Source organism: Candidatus Manganitrophaceae bacterium (assembly GCA_012960925.1).
Classification (GTDB): Bacteria; Nitrospirota; Nitrospiria; order SBBL01; family JAADHI01; genus DUAG01.
This window is the reverse complement of the sequence record DUAG01000030.1, coordinates 78,350-96,408: the sequence shown is the minus strand read 5'-3', so window position 1 is coordinate 96,408 and position 18,059 is coordinate 78,350. Positions and strand designations below refer to the sequence as shown.

At 49.3% G+C, this 18,059-nt stretch carries 18 protein-coding genes, 1 tRNA gene and 1 pseudogene; 12 read left to right on the top strand and 8 right to left on the bottom strand.

All coding sequences use genetic code 11. From position 1 onward, the window contains the following. Positions 1 to 34: 34 nt before the first annotated feature. Together EYQ01_04170 and EYQ01_04165 are read right to left on the bottom strand one after the other, a co-directional pair. Entirely contained in the window at positions 35 to 676 is a 642-nt protein-coding gene (locus EYQ01_04170; GenBank protein HIE64999.1) for an alpha/beta hydrolase, read from the bottom strand. A 33-nt stretch (positions 677 to 709) separates the two neighbouring features. Next, a complete protein-coding gene (locus EYQ01_04165; protein ID HIE64998.1) occupies positions 710 to 1,105 on the bottom strand; it encodes an FxsA family protein in 396 nt (131 codons plus the stop codon). 263 nt (positions 1,106 to 1,368) lie between these two features. On the opposite strand from EYQ01_04165, the gene EYQ01_04160 reads away from it, so the two are divergent. Continuing rightward, positions 1,369 to 2,040 carry a hypothetical protein gene (locus EYQ01_04160; protein ID HIE64997.1) on the top strand — a complete coding sequence of 224 codons (672 nt, stop codon included), beginning with the start codon at positions 1,369 to 1,371 and terminating at the stop codon, positions 2,038 to 2,040. 209 nt (positions 2,041 to 2,249) lie between these two features. On the opposite strand, the gene EYQ01_04155 is transcribed toward EYQ01_04160, so the two are convergent. Further along, complete coding sequence (locus tag EYQ01_04155; GenBank protein ID HIE64996.1) at positions 2,250 to 2,498, bottom strand: hypothetical protein; 249 nt, start codon at positions 2,496 to 2,498, stop codon at positions 2,250 to 2,252. A 263-nt stretch (positions 2,499 to 2,761) separates the two neighbouring features. Here EYQ01_04155 and EYQ01_04150 point away from each other — a divergent pair, with 263 nt between their 5' ends. Next, a complete protein-coding gene (locus EYQ01_04150) occupies positions 2,762 to 3,838 on the top strand; it encodes a hypothetical protein (GenBank protein ID HIE64995.1) in 1,077 nt (358 codons plus the stop codon). A gap of 8 nt (positions 3,839 to 3,846) precedes the next feature. On the opposite strand, the gene EYQ01_04145 is transcribed toward EYQ01_04150, so the two are convergent. Next, positions 3,847 to 4,245, bottom strand: coding sequence for a hypothetical protein (locus EYQ01_04145; protein HIE64994.1), 399 nt, complete (start codon positions 4,243 to 4,245; stop codon positions 3,847 to 3,849). Positions 4,246 to 4,708: 463 nt separating this feature from the next. Here EYQ01_04145 and EYQ01_04140 point away from each other — a divergent pair. From EYQ01_04140 to EYQ01_04130, 3 genes and pseudogenes are all read left to right on the top strand, one after another. Continuing rightward, positions 4,709 to 5,895: pseudogene (locus tag EYQ01_04140) on the top strand (alanine--glyoxylate aminotransferase family protein). After that, entirely contained in the window at positions 5,853 to 6,764 is a 912-nt protein-coding gene (locus EYQ01_04135; GenBank protein HIE64993.1) for a CDP-alcohol phosphatidyltransferase family protein, read from the top strand. Before EYQ01_04140 ends, EYQ01_04135 begins: the two are co-directional and overlap by 43 nt. A gap of 1 nt (position 6,765) precedes the next feature. Next, positions 6,766 to 7,491 carry a phosphocholine cytidylyltransferase family protein gene (locus EYQ01_04130; protein ID HIE64992.1) on the top strand — a complete coding sequence of 242 codons (726 nt, stop codon included), beginning with the start codon at positions 6,766 to 6,768 and terminating at the stop codon, positions 7,489 to 7,491. A gap of 47 nt (positions 7,492 to 7,538) precedes the next feature. On the opposite strand, the gene EYQ01_04125 is transcribed toward EYQ01_04130, so the two are convergent. Then, positions 7,539 to 7,613: transfer RNA gene (locus tag EYQ01_04125), tRNA-Asn, on the bottom strand. 188 nt (positions 7,614 to 7,801) lie between these two features. Then, positions 7,802 to 8,416, bottom strand: a complete 615-nt coding sequence (locus EYQ01_04120) for a hypothetical protein (protein ID HIE64991.1) — start codon at positions 8,414 to 8,416, stop codon at positions 7,802 to 7,804. A 174-nt stretch (positions 8,417 to 8,590) separates the two neighbouring features. Between EYQ01_04120 and EYQ01_04115 the strand changes: the two genes are divergently transcribed. The 6 genes from EYQ01_04115 to EYQ01_04090 all read left to right on the top strand — a co-directional run bounded on the left by EYQ01_04115 (position 8,591) and on the right by EYQ01_04090 (position 15,178). Beyond that, positions 8,591 to 9,286 (top strand): chlorite dismutase, encoded by a 696-nt coding sequence (locus tag EYQ01_04115; protein ID HIE64990.1) that lies wholly within the window; start codon positions 8,591 to 8,593, stop codon positions 9,284 to 9,286. A 1-nt stretch (position 9,287) separates the two neighbouring features. After that, positions 9,288 to 10,232 (top strand): thioredoxin-disulfide reductase, encoded by a 945-nt coding sequence (trxB, locus tag EYQ01_04110; GenBank protein HIE64989.1) that lies wholly within the window; start codon positions 9,288 to 9,290, stop codon positions 10,230 to 10,232. Positions 10,233 to 10,296: 64 nt separating this feature from the next. Then, on the top strand, positions 10,297 to 11,445 hold the full coding sequence (locus EYQ01_04105; GenBank protein ID HIE64988.1) for an aminopeptidase P family protein: 1,149 nt from the start codon (positions 10,297 to 10,299) through the stop codon (positions 11,443 to 11,445). Positions 11,446 to 11,454: 9 nt separating this feature from the next. After that, positions 11,455 to 12,042: a GTP cyclohydrolase I FolE gene (folE, locus tag EYQ01_04100; protein ID HIE64987.1), complete on the top strand. Its 588-nt coding sequence runs from the start codon at positions 11,455 to 11,457 to the stop codon at positions 12,040 to 12,042. Further along, positions 12,042 to 13,274, top strand: coding sequence for a molybdopterin molybdotransferase MoeA (locus EYQ01_04095; GenBank protein ID HIE64986.1), 1,233 nt, complete (start codon positions 12,042 to 12,044; stop codon positions 13,272 to 13,274). Before folE ends, EYQ01_04095 begins: the two co-directional genes overlap by 1 nt. A gap of 164 nt (positions 13,275 to 13,438) precedes the next feature. Beyond that, positions 13,439 to 15,178 carry a radical SAM protein gene (locus EYQ01_04090; GenBank protein ID HIE64985.1) on the top strand — a complete coding sequence of 580 codons (1,740 nt, stop codon included), beginning with the start codon at positions 13,439 to 13,441 and terminating at the stop codon, positions 15,176 to 15,178. Positions 15,179 to 15,181: 3 nt separating this feature from the next. Here EYQ01_04090 and EYQ01_04085 read toward each other — a convergent pair whose 3' ends face one another. Together EYQ01_04085 and EYQ01_04080 are read right to left on the bottom strand one after the other, a co-directional pair. After that, positions 15,182 to 15,541, bottom strand: a complete 360-nt coding sequence (locus tag EYQ01_04085; GenBank protein HIE64984.1) for a cytochrome c — start codon at positions 15,539 to 15,541, stop codon at positions 15,182 to 15,184. A gap of 47 nt (positions 15,542 to 15,588) precedes the next feature. Then, the gene (locus EYQ01_04080; GenBank protein HIE64983.1) at positions 15,589 to 16,113 is read right to left on the bottom strand and encodes a cytochrome c; all 525 of its coding nucleotides are present in this window, start codon (positions 16,111 to 16,113) and stop codon (positions 15,589 to 15,591) included. A 77-nt stretch (positions 16,114 to 16,190) separates the two neighbouring features. On the opposite strand from EYQ01_04080, the gene EYQ01_04075 reads away from it, so the two are divergent. Then, positions 16,191 to 17,972 carry an ATP-dependent DNA helicase RecQ gene (locus tag EYQ01_04075; protein HIE64982.1) on the top strand — a complete coding sequence of 594 codons (1,782 nt, stop codon included), beginning with the start codon at positions 16,191 to 16,193 and terminating at the stop codon, positions 17,970 to 17,972. Positions 17,973 to 18,059: the final 87 nt, after the last annotated feature.

The following is an 18,059-nucleotide window of genomic DNA, read 5'->3' as shown; positions in this document are numbered from 1 at the left end:
TTTTCGTGGTATCCTCCATCTAAACGCTTCGGATCTATTGAAGCTGCAAAAATTTGATCAGATGGTTTCGGATAAGTGTGATCTCCTCCGAGATTACCTGGTGCCCCATGGGGTATTCCTTTAAATCGACCGTGTACCCTTCCTTTCGCAGTGTGTCCAAAGCCTGACGCGATCCATTTACGTTGACGACGGCGTCTGCCGACCCATGGACAAGGAGGATCGGCATCTTGGCGGATGCCGGTGATTTTTCTGTTGGAATCGCTTCGGGGGATGAGAGAAAGCCGCTCATCGCGACGAGACCGGCGAGGAGTTTCGGAAACCGGAGCCCCACATCAAGACTGACCACTGCCCCCTGGGAGAATCCCATCAGGACAATCTTTCTGGCCGAGATCTGGCCCTTTTCGATCAGGTGATTGAGCAGGTCGAAAAGGAGCATCCGGCTTTTTCTGATCCCGCTGTGCTGGTCCGGCGGCGAAGCAAACCACATTCGTCCGTCAAAATCTTCAAGGAAGGGGAGAGGCGCGTCGGGAAAGATCCACCGTAGGGAGGGGAGGGAGAATTCGTCCGCAAGGGGCATAAGATCTTTCCCTATCGTCCCACGTCCATGGAGAAAAACCACGCAGCCTTCCATCGGCTGTGCCGGTGGGATTTCATTCCAGAGAAAATGAGCGGACATTGGTTTATCCCTCCAAGCTGAAAGGGGTTGGCATCATAGCGGTGGGATAAAATCGTTTTCATCGATCGTGATCCGACGCTTGAACTTCCTCTCCAACCATTGCCTGAATGCGTTCCGTGTGGTCGGGATGAGCAGGCCGAATCCAAGAAGATCGGTCAAGAGACCCGGTGTCATCAGAACGAGTCCGGCTGCAAAAATCAAGACGCCGTTCACCATGTCCTGTGTTGGAATTCTCCCGAGTTGAAGCTCTTCCGTGATCTTTCTCCAGACAAAGAGTCCTTGCAGTTTGGCCAGCGAGGCCCCCATGATGCCGGTTCCGATCTGAATGCCTATGGTCGGCCAGAATCCGATCAGCGATCCCAATTTAATGAGGATGGTGATCTCGATGAAGGGGACCACGATGAAAAGAATGAGCAATATTGCGAACATATGTGGATACCCTCCGGTGAGCTCCCCAAGATCAGCGATTGATCTTGGGGAGGACCGTCAAGTCGCTTGAAAGACAAGGCCAGAGGCCATAAGGGCGATCGAGGCGTACTCACCTGTACGGTGGGAGATCTCTGGCCGATAACACAGTCATTTTCAGGCGAATCGGCGGTTCCTAATTCCGTAATCGCGGAATTAGGAAGATAGGGAAGTGTAGCTTTTTATCGTCAAGAGGGTCAAGATGATTCGGCATTGCAGGATGACAAGTGGGTTTCTTAATAAAACGTCATTCTTCCGGAAGTCGGGCGAAGGGCGCGTTCTTCGAGGAAAACCTCAACTTTTATTCTAACCTTAGGCAGAGGAATAAAGTGTTTTATAAAATCGTAGATCTCGAACAAGGGACCAAGGAATGGCTTGCATGGCGAAGCCAGGGAATTGGAGCATCGGACGCCCCAGCGATCATGGGAGAAGGTATTTGGAAGAGTTCGGCCACACTTATGAAGGAAAAGTGTGGGAGGACGAAAGCAAGCTTTATCAACCGTGCCATGGCGAGAGGGAGCGCACTAGAGCCTAAGGCGAGAAGGTGCTACGAAGAAAAAGTGGGGATTCGTGTTTATCCGGTCTGTCTCCAGAGCGTGGAACATGACTGGCTTCGGGCCAGTCTGGATGGTTTGGCAACGGATGGACGTACTGTCGTTGAAATCAAATGCGGTGAGAGTTGTTACCGAAAGACGTCAAAGTCTCAGGCTGTTCCCAAGTATTATTACGGGCAATTACAACATATTTTAGCCGTGACCCATCTTCCGTCCATCGATTTCTATTGTTACTTTCCGGGACAGACGGGGGTACATCTGTGCATTCCGAGAGATGATTTCTACATCAAACGGCTCCTTGATACGGAATATCAATTCTGGCAGGAGGTTTGCGAGAACCGGTAATAATCCCGCAATGTGGCAGTCCAAGGGAGTCTGCAGGGGGTGCTTCAAATCGGAACTTAAGGAAGCTCTGAATAAGTTATGAATTGTTTTTTCAGGGCTAATAATATCCCGCTTCTGCGTTTCATATCTTGACAATAGCGGGCTATTCTCCATGATTTACGCCTTGAATAGAAACATTTTATCTCCTGAAAAACTCACCTCAGACTTAATCAGAGCTTCCAAAGACGTTTTTTCCCTTCCAGGCCAGGGGTTTCCACGTGGTCCCCGCTTTGCGTCAGGATGCTCGCCATCTTTACCTTCTCCCAACTCTTTGCGTTACCCTCCTGAAGACCTAAGCGGATATTCTCCACTGTGAGAGACGCCAGGCCTCTATAGTGATTTGCAAAGAAAAGGACAGCCAACACCCTGTCTTTATGGGTTCTACTCTTTAAAGGGTTCAGGAACACAACCAGAGTCATATGCGTACTCTCCTGCTGTATCGAGCCTGTATTTACAGGATTGTTCGTTGCCTACGCGAGAGGCCCATTAATCTTATCCGATAATGAGACAGTGTCAATTCCCGAGAGATCTTGTTCGGAGCTATTCATTATGAAGTTATACTGCCGGTTTATCCCAAGATCCAATTTCGAATACGGGGGCTCCACACATTTGTTTTTGAGAAGAGAAATATGTTACGATCTTCTCCGATATTTATTCGAGTATTTATGGGGTTGAATCAACAATGAACATATCAATACGATCAACAAAAGAAAACAAATGCAGGGTGGTCACCTCTTGCTGGTTTATTGGGGGGTTGTTACTGGTTTTCTTACTCGTGGGTTGTAGGCCGCAGACCGAGATCCCAGTAGAAGAACGTGCGCCAAGCGGTTGGGAGATCAAGGATATCGGGGCCAAGGTTTCTTTGGGGGGCATCTTTTTTATCGATGAAAAAAATGGGTGGCTCAGCGGGAATAAGGGGACAATCTTTCATACGAGTGATGGGGGTGAGACCTGGTCTCAGCAGGAGACAGGAACCGAGAGGCTCATTGTCTCTATTTTCTTTCTGAATCCAAACGAGGGATGGGCCGTCGGTGAAAACGGTTTGATCCTCCACACCTCGGACGGTGGTCGTAAATGGGCCTGGCAGCTTGTAGGAAAGAAGATCCGAAGGAAAAACCTGACCGATGTCTATTTCATCGATGCGAATCGTGGATGGGTCTCAGGCTTGAAAGGGGCCTTCCTGAAGACAGAAGATGGCGGTTTGAGCTGGGGGCCCGCGCGAGGGGAATCCCGTGCCAACCTCAATTCGATCTTCTTCATCAACTCCCGACGGGGCTGGATCGCTGGAGACGGTGGTGGGCTTCTTTACACAGACGACAGCGGTACGACCTGGTCGGTTCAGGATACAGGAATAAAAATGGACCTTCATCGGCTCTTTTTTATCAATCCGGAGACAGGTTGGGCGATTGGCGCCCGCGGCACCATCCTGAAGACGATCGATGGGGGCAAATCATGGGTGGCCAAAGAGAGCGGCCTCCCTACATTTCTTCTCGGGATCTTCTTTCTGGATGAACAGCTTGGGTGGGCTGTCGGTGCGGCCGGAACGGTCCTGCGTACCGATGATGGGGGAGAGACCTGGACGCAACAGATCACCGGGACCATCCAGTTTTTGATTGATGTCCACTTTATCGACAGAAACGTGGGATGGGCCACAGGTAAGAACGGGACCTTAATCTACACGAAACGCGGCGGGATCCCGCCGGAGGGAGAAGTATCAGAGATCTCAGGGATCAAAGAAATCGGAGTTTCCCTGGAATAGAGGTCAACTTACCGAAGATTCTCAGGGTTTGAAGCTTTTCTCCTGTCCCTTCTGGCCCGTCGTTCTTTCCCGCTTCGGGTGTCTGTTCCCCGGTAATTCGGGTCACTGTTTCTACGGTCTAACCCTGATCTTATTTCTTCTCCCGAACGGCGTTTTTTCTGTATCCCGTCAGCGGGGCCCGCTGACGGGATATCTCCTTCTAAGAATCCCCATTTGTCCGCAATGCCGCATTTACATCGACATTCAGCCTTAAAACGGGTATCGAGATTGTAAGTATGGACCCTTATCGAGAGCGCCTCGCAGGCACATCTGGCGAGACCATCCTTGATAATACGTGCGATTTCCTGTTTAAGCCTCGCTTGTATTTCTTGCGAAAGGAAGGGGGGCCACCGGTATCTATCCTTCATTCTTCAACCTCATTTATTTCTTCCAATCGCTCTTTAGCATTTCCTTCATCAAAGGATTCTCTTAAGTGAGGCTAGGGTTTCTCCTGCCATTACCCCCGTTTAGATGGACACAATCGAAGACGTGACCTGCTCCAAAATTAGGAACAGACCATTAACCGGCAACCAAAAAGACCTGCGCCCTCTCTTCGTGTTGGGGCCAGAAACATGGCAATATGAATAATGACGGAGAGATTCTGACCACGAAGAATCTCTCCGCCTTTAGGACTGGCTCCCCTAGCCTGGTAAATCCGATCAATGGGAAGCATGCTTCTTTAATGTGGAGAAATTTATCAGATTGATGCTTCAAAAACAAGAAAATTACCCAGTTCTATATAGTTCCCCCTTATACTTTCATATCTGTTATAATCCCGAAAAGCATAATTTAGGGAGAAACTATGCGTGAACCAAAGAGGAAGCATATGAGATGAAGAAATTTTTATTATTGACGCCTGGCCCGGTTAATGTGGCAGGAAATGTGCGACTGGCTGTTTGTAAAGATGATATTTGTCATCGGGAAACTGATTTTAGTGATCTGTTGCAAAGCATTGAGAATAAACTGCTGAGGCTTTTTGAGATAAGGAATGTGTCTGACTATCGGGCAGTGGTCATTACGGGTTCTGGAACGGCATCGAACGAGGCCATCCTCTCTTCAGTCGTCGGGAATAAAAAGATCCTTATTTTATCCAATGGTGAGTTTGGTGAGCGTCTGCACCACATTTCTGCGATTCATAACAAAAACACTTTCCTCCTTGAAATCCCCTGGGGAAACGTCTTGGATTTAGGAAAAGTGGAAGCCTACCTACAAAACCATGAGGTTGACATCCTTATGATGGTTCATCATGAAACTAGCTCGGGGATGTTGAATTCCCTGGCGGATATTGGTGCATTATGCTTTAGATATGGCACGATGTTCATCGTAGACGGTGTAAGTAGTGTAGGTGCTGAAGTGATATGGAAAAACATCACATCACTTTTTGTTCCGGTTCGAGTTCAAAGGCAGTTGCGTCTTATCCCGGATTGTCTTTTGTGGTAGGAAGAACCTCCGCACTTGAAAACCTTAAAAATATGCCGCAGCAATCCACCTATCTGAACCTGTACCGGTATTATCAGTTCATCAAAAATATTTCTCAGACCCCGAATACCCCGGCCGTTCCTCTGTTTTATGCTCTGGAACAGGCTTTGGACAATATCTTGCTTGAAGGGCTTGCCCATCGTTGTGTTGATCTGAAATATAAAGCCAAATTCTTAAGACAGGGGATGTCGAATTTAGGCCTTAAATTCCTGATTGGACAACGCGATATGTGTTCTGTCTTAACCACCGTCCTTATCCCTTCTCACATTGATCTGGGTATTTTTCGTCAAAAATTACGAGAGAAATCTATTATCATCTATGAGGGCAAAGGTTGTTTAAATGGCCGTGTATTTCAGGTCGGAAATATTGGTGAGTTGTCTCTTGATGATCTCCAGTTTTTCCTGGATGCCCTTGGGGAGGTTTTACTGAGTTTTGATCGACTTTCAACAGGAATCATTGGCACAATCATCAAGCCTGTTCCTACTTTCTTGAAAGAATGCTTAGAGGGCGAGGATCAGGAAGCGCCCGCGACCGCTTGAATGAAACATTCCCTCGGATTCAATCCGTATTTCTCCGGTGTAAATGCTATTCTTCAGTAAAAAATAGAAGCATGCGTACGACAAAATTCACCCAAAAAAACGTAATCGAGCCGCCCTATTTTAGTAATTGGGCGGATTTATTTTTTCCAAAGATCGCTAATCTAATTCTTCCCTTCGTTTCAAGGTTCTCTTGGATTACACCTAATTTTGTGACATTATTTTCTTTCTTCTTATATGCACTAGGTTGTATATTCATTTTCATCGATGTTCCGAATCACTTATTTTACACTGCGATTCTTTTACCGATTGCTTATATCGGAGATTGTTTGGATGGTCAGTTGGCGCGGACCAAAGGATTGTCTTCCGACATCGGCAATTATCTTGATAAGGTTGTAGATGTCTTAAAAATATATATTATTACAATCTGTCTCTCCTACAATGCCTACCTTGCAAGCAATGACGTGACCTATGTCTTTCTGGGTTTTACCGCTTGTTTTTTCTTTAATTTCAGATACTACCTTAAACTTGAGACGATCTTCAGTCAGTTTAATAAAGACGCTCAATATCTGGTGAAAGCACGCGAAAGAAGACAGGTCTTGTATCGGGCGAAAGAAAGAGAATATCAACAACTTTCAGAGAGCTTTATGGGGAAGGTGAAATTATTCTGGCTCAAAAATCGCAGTATTTTTTGGGTGGATGAAGCAGAGTTTGTTGTCTTCACAAGTATCGGAGCAATATTTAATAAAATTGAAGAGGTCTTGTGGATCCTTGCCATGAGCCAAGGCTTAATCGCCTTCTGGCGTTTGTTTGAACGGGGATATCAAACGCATAAGGCCAAAGAGATGCTCCTTGATCCCATGAGAAAATAGAATGAAAGCAATAATATTGGCCGCCGGAGTGGGTTCCAGAATTAGGCCACTGACCAACAATTGCCCCAAAAGTCTATTGAAGGTCGGGGGCAATACGATTCTTGAAATGATGTTATCGCATATTCAGGATTGTGGAATTAATGAGGTTATCTTTGTTCTTGGATATTTGCAGGAACAAATCAAAGAGGCTGTGCGTGCAAAATTTCCGAATTTAAATGCTCATTTTGTGCTGAATGATCAATACGCAGAAACAAACACCGGATATTCTCTCATGTTGTGCAGGGACCGGGTCGGAGATTCTGCTTTTGTAAAATTTGATGCCGATGTCGTGTTTGATAAAGAGATTCTTAGTAGACTGATCAAAAGCGAATATGACACGTGTTTATGCATCGACAAGAACATCAATCTGGAGGCTGAAGAAATTAAAGTCATTGTTGAAGACCAGAACCGGGTTGTCAAGGCCAGCAAAACGGTACTTCCTCAGGATGCGATTGGAGAATCAATCGGCATTGAAAAAATTAGCAGCGAAACAGCTAAACTTTTGTTCAGTGAATTGGAAACCATGATGGAGAAGAAGGAAAATCATCAGGAATATTATGAAGGCGCGTACGAACGGCTCATTGAAAAAAATGTTCCGTTTTATGCCTTGGATATTTCCGGCCTGAAATGGACAGAAATTGATACAAAAGAGGATTTTGCAACAGCAGAGCTGATATTTAACCCTTAATCCTCAGGCGAGACGCCTTCGGAGGAGTATCCAGTTTTGTCCCGAATTGGCTCCTCGGGCCGGATTCGAACCAGCGACCAGTCGGTTAACAGCCGACCGCTCTGCCACTGAGCTACCGAGGAATATTCGTTATGAACACGTATAGAGGGTGCAATCCTCGTCTTTGCAGGACGGGGTTTGCGAGCGAATAAAAAAATAAATTGGTTTTTCTCCACTCGGATCGGAGAATCTTTGCCGCTTTGCGGCGGGATTCTTCAAAGCGGGGCACATTCTATCGAGACCAAGCCTTATTGTCAAGAAATCATCTAATTCATCCAGAATTCTCGCGCTTGCTCTGCGTGTTCAGAAATTGATCGATCTGCTTTGAAAGAAACTGTGCAACGTCTGTGGCGGTAAAGGGCCAGGCATAGATGATTTCAATCGTCGGGTGCTTTTTCCGTGCGCGTTGAATGGCTTCCGGAATATCTCCCTTGGAATGACTTCCTCCCTGAGTCATCATCGGGGTAATGACGATGACTTTCTCAGGCGAAGCCGCGACGGCCTCATCGAGTGCCTCGTCTATGTCCGGGCTGCAAAATTCGTTGAACCCCACGACCACGTTCCAGCCTGTTTCTCCACAAAGATGCCCCGCCAATTTGTGTGATCCGGCATAGAAGGGGTCATTTTTGGCTGTACGCGGCCAACGCCTCATTTTTAAGTCCAGGGTCTTGAGGCGTTGTTTGAGATCTGAATCGTCGGGTGGAGGATGTTTGAGCCGGGCGCGCAGTGAAAACAATGCGGCCTTCTCCTCCCTGGGGAAATCCAGAGGCGGTGTTCCGTGCATTGCCAGAACGATTACAGGTTTCTGAGGTTCTTTCTTTTGATCTGTGGCCAAGGACGGTCTCTTGAGGGGGAAAGATCTCTTTTGTTCATCGGAGTATAACATGGCCTGTTTGCAAAATCTTGTATCCCCTTCCGTTGAAAAAGGTTGATTTCACACTGGACTCGCTGTTAGAATCGATCGAAATTAAGGGCCTCATTTATAAAAAAGTGAAGGATGTTGTCGGGTTGTATTATGCGGTTATCGTGTTGTTAAATATGAAGGATGGAGGAAAGATCAATGGCAGAAATTAAAAGGCAATATGTGAATTATCTCTTCCTGAAGTTGGATCCTGCCTGGAGACGGCTTCCGGAAGCCGAACGGGAAGAGGGAAAAAAGGAGTTCCTCGCAGCAGTGGAGTCCTTTGGATCAGACTGTCTGGTTATTCCTTATTCCACTGTTGGGATCCGGGCAGAGGTAGATATCATGCTCTGGCGGATCAGCTATGATTTGCAGACGCTTCAGGACATGATGGTCAAGATTTCCAAAAGCGGCTTGGGAAAATATCTGAATACAGTCTATTCGTACCTGGCCATGACCAAGCGCTCTGTCTATGTCGATAAGCATTCCCACCCTGGACAGGAGTCAAAACGCCTGACGGTGGTCCCCGGAGAAGCCAAGTATCTCTTTATCTATCCTTTTGTCAAGACACGCGGGTGGTATCTTTTGACGAAGGCAGCCCGGCAGGGGATGATGAGCGAGCATATTGAGATCGGCCATAAATACCCAACGGTGAAGATCAATACCGGCTACTCCTTTGGTCTGGATGATGCAGAATTTGTCGTCGCTTTTGAAAGTGATTTTCCCTCTGATTTTCTGGATCTTGTGATGGAATTGCGAGAGGCAGAGGCCAGTCGCTATACAGAACGGGACACGCCGATTTTCACCTGTGTCCGGAAGAGCCTGCAAGATACACTGGAAGATCTGGGGGGCTGATGTGAGCAAAGAGATCCACGAAGTCATTATCATTGGGTCTGGTCCGGCAGGGCTGACCGCGGCAGTATACGCGGCCAGAGGCAATCTGCGACCTCTTCTGATTGAAGGTGCGCAAGCCGGAGGTCAGTTGATGATTACAACCGATGTCGACAATTATCCCGGCTTTGCGAGGGGGATTCAGGGGCCGGATCTGATCCTGGAGATGAAGAAGCAGGCGCAGCGCTTCGAGACGGCTTTCCTGACCGGTGATGTGACTTCGGTCAATTTTTCTGAGCGCCCTTTCAAGGTTGTGGTCGATGGAGACAAGACCTATACCGCAAAAACAATCATTATAAGCGCGGGTGCGCGTGCCCTGCTCCTCGGTCTGGAATCAGAGACCCGACTGATGGGCCATGGGGTCTCGGCTTGTGCGACCTGTGATGGTTTTTTCTTTAAGGACAAGCTGGTCTATGTCATTGGTGGGGGAGATACTGCTGTAGAAGAGGCCATCTTCCTGACCCGCTTTGCGAGTAGAGTTATTTTAGTTCATCGCCGTGACAGCCTCCGGGCCTCGAGAATTCTTCAGCAGAAGGCTTTTGAAACGCCGAAAATCGAAATGTTATGGAATACGGTCGTGGTGGATATTCTCGGCGGGGAATCCGGTCCGGTCAATGGAATTCTCCTGAAAAATGTAAAAACAGAGAAGATATCCGAGAACAAGGCCGACGGGGTTTTTATTGCGATTGGGCATACGCCGAACACGTCTCTCTTTGAAAAGTGGCTTGAACTGGATGAGCGTGGGTATATCAAGACGAAGCCCGGTTCAACGGAGACAAATATTCCGGGTGTCTTCGCGTCCGGAGATGTCCAGGACCCGATATACCGGCAGGCAATCACAGCCGCGGGAACGGGTTGCATGGCGGCGATCGACGCCGAGCGCTTTCTTGAAGGAGAGGGGCACGCTTAGGGTCTGTTCGGTAGTAAGATGTACTTCTGAAAGGTTCTTTTTTGAGTTCGGAGCAAAGGCGTGCATGATGGATCATGGAGCGAGTGAAGAGAAGGGGAACGTCTTACTCATTGCCTGTAGTGAAACAGATTCAAACATATACTATGCCAGCGGGTTTTTAGCGCCCGATTCCTACGTTTATCTGTCCGCAAAAGGACAGTCCTATCTCTTAATGTCCGACCTGGAAGTTGACCGTGCCCGTGCGCAGTCAAAGGTCGATCATGTCTTTTCTTATTCAGAATATGAGGAGCGTACCCGAAAAAAAGGGCTGGCCTCGCCCGGCCTTGCTGAAGTGGTTCATACCCTGATGCAGGAATTGAATATCAAGGAATGGACCGTTCCTTCTGATTTTCCCCTGGAATACGGAGATGCTTTTCGTGCGCTCGGCTGTCATCTGGTGATCAAAAAAGCCCCCTTCTTTGAAGCGCGGTCCGTCAAGACGCCCGAAGAGGTTGCCGCCATCCTTGAAACGCAGACCGCTGTGGAAGAGGCGCTTGATGAGGTGCTCGCGCTTCTTCGTCAAGCGGAAATAAAAGAGGGTTTCATTCATGTAGAGGGGAAGCGCTTGACCTCGGAGGCAGTTCGACAACAGCTGCATTTGAGCCTCATGGGGAAGGGTTGTATCGGCCAGCACACGATTGTCTCCTGCGGTATCGATGGCTGTGATCCGCACAATGAAGGGGCCGGTCCGCTCCGGGCCAATGAGTCCATCATCATGGATATATTTCCGCGTTCAGTCGGGAGCCGCTATTTTGCCGATATGACGAGAACAGTGGTCAAAGGACGTCCCTCGGATGATTTGAAAAAGATGTATGATACGGTGCTTGAAGGCCAGATCCTCGGCATCGACCATGTTAAAAATGGCGCATCCGGTCGTGAGATTCATGAAGAGATTACCGCTCTTTTTGAAAAGAAGGGGTATCATACCGGAAAGGTAAAGGGACGGATGCAAGGGTTTTTTCACGGGACCGGGCATGGCCTCGGGCTGGATATTCATGAACCCCCACGGATCAGTCGAAGCGATTGGGTCCTGAAGGAAGGAGAGGTGGTGACGGTTGAGCCGGGGCTTTACTATCCTGAAATCGGCGCAGTTCGTATCGAAGACATGGTTCTGGTTGAGAAAGAAGGTTGTCGTAACTTGACGACCTATCCAAAATTCTTAGAGATTAAGTGAGCCACAATTATGAAAGACCCTTACCCGGAAACAGAGAAAATAGAGATTAAGGACATCATTGAGAACTTGTTGGTTTCTCTTGGGGAAGACCCCGGACGTGAAGGCCTGAAGGGGACACCGGAGCGGGTCGAAAAATCACTTCGGTTTTTGACCAGTGGATACCATCAGGATGTTGAGCGTGTTTTGAATGATGCCTTCTTCACAATCACGCATGATGAAATGGTGATCGTGAAAGGCATCCAGTTCTACTCTCTTTGTGAACATCATATGCTCCCCTTTTTCGGAGAGTGCCACATCGCTTATATTCCCAATAAGAAAGTGGTTGGTTTAAGCAAACTCCCCCGTGTTGTGGAGATCTTCAGTCGAAGACTGCAGCTTCAAGAGCGATTGACCAGTCAGGTTGCTGAAGCGATTCTTGACAAGGTCGATCCCCTGGGTGTCGGCGTGGTGATTGAGGCGCAGCACCTTTGCATGATGATGCGTGGTGTACAAAAGCAGAATTCTAGAACGGTGACCAGCGCGATGCTCGGTACCTTCAAGACGGACCCGAAATCAAGGGCGGAGTTTCTGGACCTTTTGCGGCGTGATCGACCCTAATGATTACAGTTGAAGCAGCCCGAAAAATTATCCTTGCTGAGATTCGGGTTATGGGACGCGAAAAATGTCTCTTGTCCCAGACCCTCGGGCGAACCCTTGCCGAAGAGCTTGTTTCTCCCTTGAATCACCCCCCCTGGGATACCTCTGCAATGGACGGTTATGCCGTTCGAAAGACCGACATCCCAAAAGCCTCTCCATCAGAACCACGAACTTTGAAGGTGATTGAAACGATTCCCGCCGGTCGACTTCCTGAGAAAGAACTGGGTCCGGGGGAGGTGGCAAAAATCATGACGGGTGCTCCTTTGCCGGAAGGGGCCGATGCCATTGTTCGGGTTGAGGATACTGAAGGGGCCGGAGAGGAGGTTTCTATCTTTGTGGTCCCGGAGGATGGGGAGTTCATTCGCCGCAAAGGGGAAGCTGTCCGGGTGGGAGACGCCATCCTCAAGAGAGGGATTCAAATCCGCCCGGCTGAAATTGCCATGATGGCCTCAGTCGGCAAGTCGGTTGTTCCCGTATTCCAGAAGCCCCGTGTCGCGATTCTCTCGACGGGGGACGAATTGGCCGACCTGGATGAAGTGAGGGGGCCGGAGAAGATTCTGAACAGTAACGGGTATGGTTTGGCAGCCCAGGTGAGCGATGCGGGTGGTGTTCCGATCAGCCTCGGAATCGCAAAGGACACCCACGCCGATCTGATCGAGAAACTGAAGGAGGGACTTCATGCCGATATCATTCTGGCCTCTGGTGGTGTTTCGATGGGGGATTATGATTTTGTGATCGAGGTTTTGAAAGAACTCGGGGCGGAGATGAAGTTTTGGAAGGTGTCGATGAAACCCGGACGTCCGCTGGCCTTTGGTGTGATCTCTGGAAAACCGGTTTTTGGCTTGCCGGGAAACCCGGTTTCATCAATGGTTTCTTTTGAGCAATTTGTCCGGCCCGCGATTCTCCTTGCAAGCGGTCGAAATGAGATATGCCGCCCGACGATGAAGGCCGTCTTGAAAGAAGAGATCCGGAAACGGCCTGGCCGGCGTCTCTTTCTCAGGGCGGTTGTATCGAGTCGTGGAGGAGAGCTCTCAGTTTGTCTTGCGGGTGATCAGGACTCCGCCGTTCTGATGTCCCTGGTGAAGGCGAATGCCTTCATGATTCTCCCCGAAGAGGGGGATCTCGTTAAATCGGGGGAAGAAGTCACCGTCCAGTTTTTATCTGATATTCACATGGATGATTCTGCGGAATAGTTGTTTTTCGTAATAATCTCTAGAAGTTCCGGTATCAATACTATTGACTGGATTCGAGAGAAGGGTCTATGGTGTATAATTGCAACCGTGTGCGACTGCAACGCGAGGGTCTTGGCTTGCTCACATTGATCTGAAAATGAAGAATTTTGTATAGGGGAACATTGATGAAGAAAAAAATATTTCATTTGATCCTGATTAAACCTTCTCATTACGATGATGACGGTTATGTGATCCAATGGCTGCGTTCGTCAATCCCCTCTAATTCACTTGCCGCACTTTACGGTCTGGGATTGGATTGTTCCAAACGAAATGTCCTGGGCGATGATGTCGAGATTGTGTTGAGTGTCTACGATGAAACCAATACACGAACCCGTGTGAAGCAGATCTCCGGGCAGATCAAAAAATCCGGCGGCGACGGCCTGGTGGCCCTCGTGGGTGTTCAGTCGAACCAATTTCCCCGTGCGGTGGACATAGCGCGTCAATTTCTTGCAGAAGATGTTCCCGTTTGTATTGGAGGATTCCATGTCAGCGGGTGCTTGTCGATGCTGCCGGAGATTCCCGCAGACCTTCAGGAGGCAATGGATGAGGGGATTTCTCTCTTTGCCGGGGAGGTCGAAGAAGGCCGAATGGATTCGCTCCTTCAAGAGGTCTATTCAGGCAAGATGAAACCACTTTACAATTATATGGATGACCTTCCCAACATGGAAGGGGAACCGGTCCCCTTTCTCCCGGCGGAGAAGATTAAGAAAACGGCAGGTTTGAGAGCGAGCTTTGACGCGGGGAGAGGTTGCCCTTTTCTGTGTAGCTTTTGTACGATTATCAATGTGCAGGGGCATAAATCGCGTTATCGCAGCGCGGACGATGTCGAAGAAATTATGCGGGCGAATGTGGCACAGGGGATTGAGAACTTCTTCATCAGCGATGACGATTTTGCCCGAAACCGAAATTGGGAGGCCATTTTTGACCGCCTGATCAAGCTGCGGGAAGAAGAGGGGCTGAGTCTGCGCTTTGTCATCCAGGTGGATACGATGTGCCACAAGATCCCCCGGTTTATCGCCAAGGCAGCCCGGGCCGGAGTGACCCGTGTTTTTATCGGGATGGAGAGTATTAATCCGGATGCGCTGAGAGCTGCCAAGAAAAAACAGAACCGTATCTCAGAGTACAACGTGATGCTGGATGCGTGGCATGAGGCGGGTGCCCTGACCTATGCCGGGTATATTCTTGGTTTTCCGACCGATACCCCGGAAAGCATCTTGCGAGATATTAAAACGATCCAGAAAGAGATTCACATCGATATTATGGAATTTTTCATTCTGACTCCCCTTCCCGGTTCTGAGGACCACCAGACCCTTCATAAAAATGGCGTAAAGATGGTCACCGACATGAACGAATACGATGTCGTTCATGTCACCACGGCGCATGCCATTATGACGGATAAAGAATGGCTCGATATCTATCATCAGGCCTGGGAGGCCTACTATACTCCTGCACATGTGGAGAAGGTGATCCGAAGATCAAAAAAATGGGGTTTTAATACGCGGGAGATGATGCTGAAGTTGCTTAGTTTTTATGCTTGCGCCAAGATTGAGAAAGTGCATCCTCTTGAAGGAGGATTTATTCGCCTGAAATTCAGAAAAGATCGTCGGCCCGGCAGGTCTCTCGAAAACCCTCTGATTTTTTATCCCCGCTATCTATGGGAGACCCTTGGCAAGGTTGTACAATATTATCGTCTTGTCAGTCTGTATAAAAAGATTGTCCGTAAGGTGGATCAGGAACCAGCCACACCCCCGGATAAGGTGAGTGTTCTACCGGAAGAGGAAGAAGCCTTGAAAGTCCTCCCCGCGTGGGAGAGCACAGAACCCGAGAAAGCACTGGATAAAAAAGAAGATAAAGTGCTCACCTGAGCCTTACAGCGGCGGAACCTTCTGAAGCCAATCCATAATCTGACCGATCTCTTCTTCGGTAATTGCGCCCTCGAAACGGGGCATCCTGTCTTTCCCTTTCAATACCGTCTCTGTAAACTTCTCGACGCTGATCGTCTTTCCGGATTTGACGAGGGCGGGCGCGCGTGAGGTTCCCTCACCCTGTGTGCCATGACATCGAAAACACCGGATGGCCGGCTTCAGGAGTCCACTGAATAACTGACCGCCAGGATGATCAGGGAGCGGGATATCCTTTTTCGAGCAGCCCATTGTTGAAAGAAAGAGGATCAACACCAAGAGTAAGTTTCGCGTCAGGAAATTATTTTTAAGGATTTTTAGGGCCATATTGAAAGGCAGTATACCTGTTTTGTGTAGGGGCGTAAAGAAAAAACTCAGCTCTCATCTTTTAAGGCGGCGACCTTTTCCAGCCAATCTGCAATCAGAAGAATGTCTTTTTCCGACAGAACACTTTTAAAAGAAGGCATTTCACCTCTTCCATGAACCACGGCGCTCATAAACTCTCTGGGAGAGATGGTTTTTCCGGATTGAAGGAGTGCCGGTCCATGTGAAGTCCCGTTTCCCCTCAGCCCGTGGCAATGGAAACATCGGACATCCCGCCGTTTGACCCCGTTGTAGATCTTTCCTCCAGGATGTGTCGGCATCGGGAAATCTCCCTTCACGCAGCCAGTCTGAAAAAGCAAAGCAATGACCAAAAAAAGGGTTTTTATTCCCGGGAATGCCGTGATTGTCTTCATCGTGCTTATGATACGTGATATGTCATTAACTTCCAAGATCAAGATGGTCTTGTAACGATTCAGATTGCTTAAATAAGGTTTCATGGCAAGACGCGAGGAGCACAGAACCCGGAGCGTAGGTGTATATACGTGAGGATTCGAGTACCACAGCAACGCCGTCATGGAGCCTTAAATGGGTGAACTGAGTCGTTATGCTTTTCTTTCTTGAGTTTTTTAGTATTCTTCTCTAAACTTCTGCCATGCCGATCAGTTGGTCAAAAGAAGAGGTTATGGAAGAGGTAGAGGCCCTGGCCCGAATCGCGGCTGTACAAGGCGTTTCTGATGCCTCCACGGGGGAGCGAGGATGGACGGAAGACACCTATGAGGACTATAGCGAGCGGCTTGAAAGGCTCCGGGGAGTCTACCGCGAAGCACCCACGCTCTTTGATTCTTCCCTTGTGAAGTGGATCAAGCGGCTGGCGGATCAGGCCCGGATGGAACCCCTGCGCTCAGAAGGCTCTCCCAAAGAAGTCTTGCGGTCGATCTTTGGCTACGACAGCTTTCGGGCCGGTCAGGAAGAGATCATTAACGCGGTCCTTGCCGGACGGGATTGTGTGGGTGTCATGCCGACCGGGGCGGGAAAGTCTTTGACCTACCAGATCCCGGCCCGAATCCTCTCCGGGGTGACCCTGGTCATCTCCCCCTTGATCGCCCTCATGAAAGACCAGGTCGATGCCTTGACGGAATTGGGGATCAATGCCACCTTTATCAATTCCAGCCTGAGCTTAGAGGAACGTCGGTCCCGGATCGGGGTGCTCATGGCGGGGAAGTATGACCTGGTCTACGCCGCGCCCGAAGGGCTCGAAGGGTCATTGTTTGAACTGCTGTCGAAATGCCGGATCAACTTGATTGCCGTCGATGAGGCCCATTGCATCAGCCAGTGGGGGCACGACTTTCGCCCTTCTTATCGAAACCTTTCCACCCTGAAGGATTATTTTGGCCACGTTCCGGTTTTGGCACTGACGGCCACTGCAACCGATGTGGTTATCGATGATATTGTCCGACAGATGGGGATGAATGACCCCTTGCGATTCAGGCGGTCGTTCTATCGGTCGAACCTTCGGCTGCATTCCTATAAAAAAGGGGAGGGCCGGGAAACAAAACGGGATATCCTCCACCTGGTTCAATCCCGGCGGGGCCAGTCCGGCATTATCTATTGCTTAAGCCGAAAAGGAGTTGAGCAGACGGCCGCCTACCTGGTGAAGAACGGGGTCGAGGCCCTGCCCTATCACGCGGGGATGGAGACCGGCCTCCGGAACGAGACGCAAGAGGCCTTTCGCAGGGATGATATTGATGTAATTGTCGCGACGGTCGCCTTCGGGATGGGGATCGATAAGCCGAATATCCGTTATGTCATTCATCGGGATATGCCAAAAAGCGTTGAGGGATATTACCAGGAGATCGGGCGCGCGGGCCGGGATGGCATCGGGAGCGATTGTGTTCTTTTCTACTCCTGGTCGGAAGTCATCAGTTATGACCGTTTTCTCGAAGGGACATCGGACTCGGAACTGAAAGACCGAATCAAGGCCCAGACCCGTGAGATGTTCCGCCTGGCGGAGGCGAAGCACTGTCGTCATCAGGGCGTGGTGGCCTATTTTGGTGAAGAAATTGATCCCTGTGCCGGATCCTGTGATGTCTGCGGGAAGTGGGACCTCCTGGAAGAGATCCGTCCCCTGCTCCTTCAAAAAAGCCGGGGGAAAGGTGTCGGTCGTCCGGCAGATCGGCGAGAGCAGCGGAAACTCGCGGTCGAAAATATGGACGAAGCCGGAAGCGGTCTCCTAACCCAACTGAAGGAACTCCGTAAGCGTCTGGCCGATGCCAAGGGCATCCCGGCCTATCTCGTTTTCAGCGACGCCGTCCTGATCCAGTTGGTCGAGCAAAAACCGGCAACCGATGAAGCCCTCCTTCAGATCAACGGCATCGGCCCAAAAAAGCTCGTGCAGTATGGGGAAGATTTTCTGTCGTTATTGCGAGAGTGCTAGGGAAGGGGATAGGGGAGACTCACTCATTCTGTTCTCTGTTTTTCCGTGCTCGGGATGACATCGAATCCAGAGTTTCCTTAAGTTTCT

Coding starts and splice junctions, on each gene's coding strand:
- EYQ01_04170 (HIE64999.1), bottom strand. CDS start 676: ATGTCCGCTCATTTTCTCTGGAATGAAATCCCACCGGCACAGCCGATG.
- EYQ01_04165 (HIE64998.1), bottom strand. CDS start 1,105: ATGTTCGCAATATTGCTCATTCTTTTCATCGTGGTCCCCTTCATCGAG.
- EYQ01_04155 (HIE64996.1), bottom strand. CDS start 2,498: ATGACTCTGGTTGTGTTCCTGAACCCTTTAAAGAGTAGAACCCATAAA.
- EYQ01_04150 (HIE64995.1), top strand. CDS start 2,762: ATGAACATATCAATACGATCAACAAAAGAAAACAAATGCAGGGTGGTC.
- EYQ01_04145 (HIE64994.1), bottom strand. CDS start 4,245: ATGAAGGATAGATACCGGTGGCCCCCCTTCCTTTCGCAAGAAATACAA.
- EYQ01_04135 (HIE64993.1), top strand. CDS start 5,853: ATGCTTAGAGGGCGAGGATCAGGAAGCGCCCGCGACCGCTTGAATGAA.
- EYQ01_04130 (HIE64992.1), top strand. CDS start 6,766: ATGAAAGCAATAATATTGGCCGCCGGAGTGGGTTCCAGAATTAGGCCA.
- EYQ01_04120 (HIE64991.1), bottom strand. CDS start 8,416: ATGTTATACTCCGATGAACAAAAGAGATCTTTCCCCCTCAAGAGACCG.
- EYQ01_04115 (HIE64990.1), top strand. CDS start 8,591: ATGGCAGAAATTAAAAGGCAATATGTGAATTATCTCTTCCTGAAGTTG.
- EYQ01_04105 (HIE64988.1), top strand. CDS start 10,297: ATGATGGATCATGGAGCGAGTGAAGAGAAGGGGAACGTCTTACTCATT.
- folE (HIE64987.1), top strand. CDS start 11,455: ATGAAAGACCCTTACCCGGAAACAGAGAAAATAGAGATTAAGGACATC.
- EYQ01_04095 (HIE64986.1), top strand. CDS start 12,042: ATGATTACAGTTGAAGCAGCCCGAAAAATTATCCTTGCTGAGATTCGG.
- EYQ01_04090 (HIE64985.1), top strand. CDS start 13,439: ATGAAGAAAAAAATATTTCATTTGATCCTGATTAAACCTTCTCATTAC.
- EYQ01_04085 (HIE64984.1), bottom strand. CDS start 15,541: ATGGCCCTAAAAATCCTTAAAAATAATTTCCTGACGCGAAACTTACTC.
- EYQ01_04080 (HIE64983.1), bottom strand. CDS start 16,113: ATGACGGCGTTGCTGTGGTACTCGAATCCTCACGTATATACACCTACG.
- EYQ01_04075 (HIE64982.1), top strand. CDS start 16,191: ATGCCGATCAGTTGGTCAAAAGAAGAGGTTATGGAAGAGGTAGAGGCC.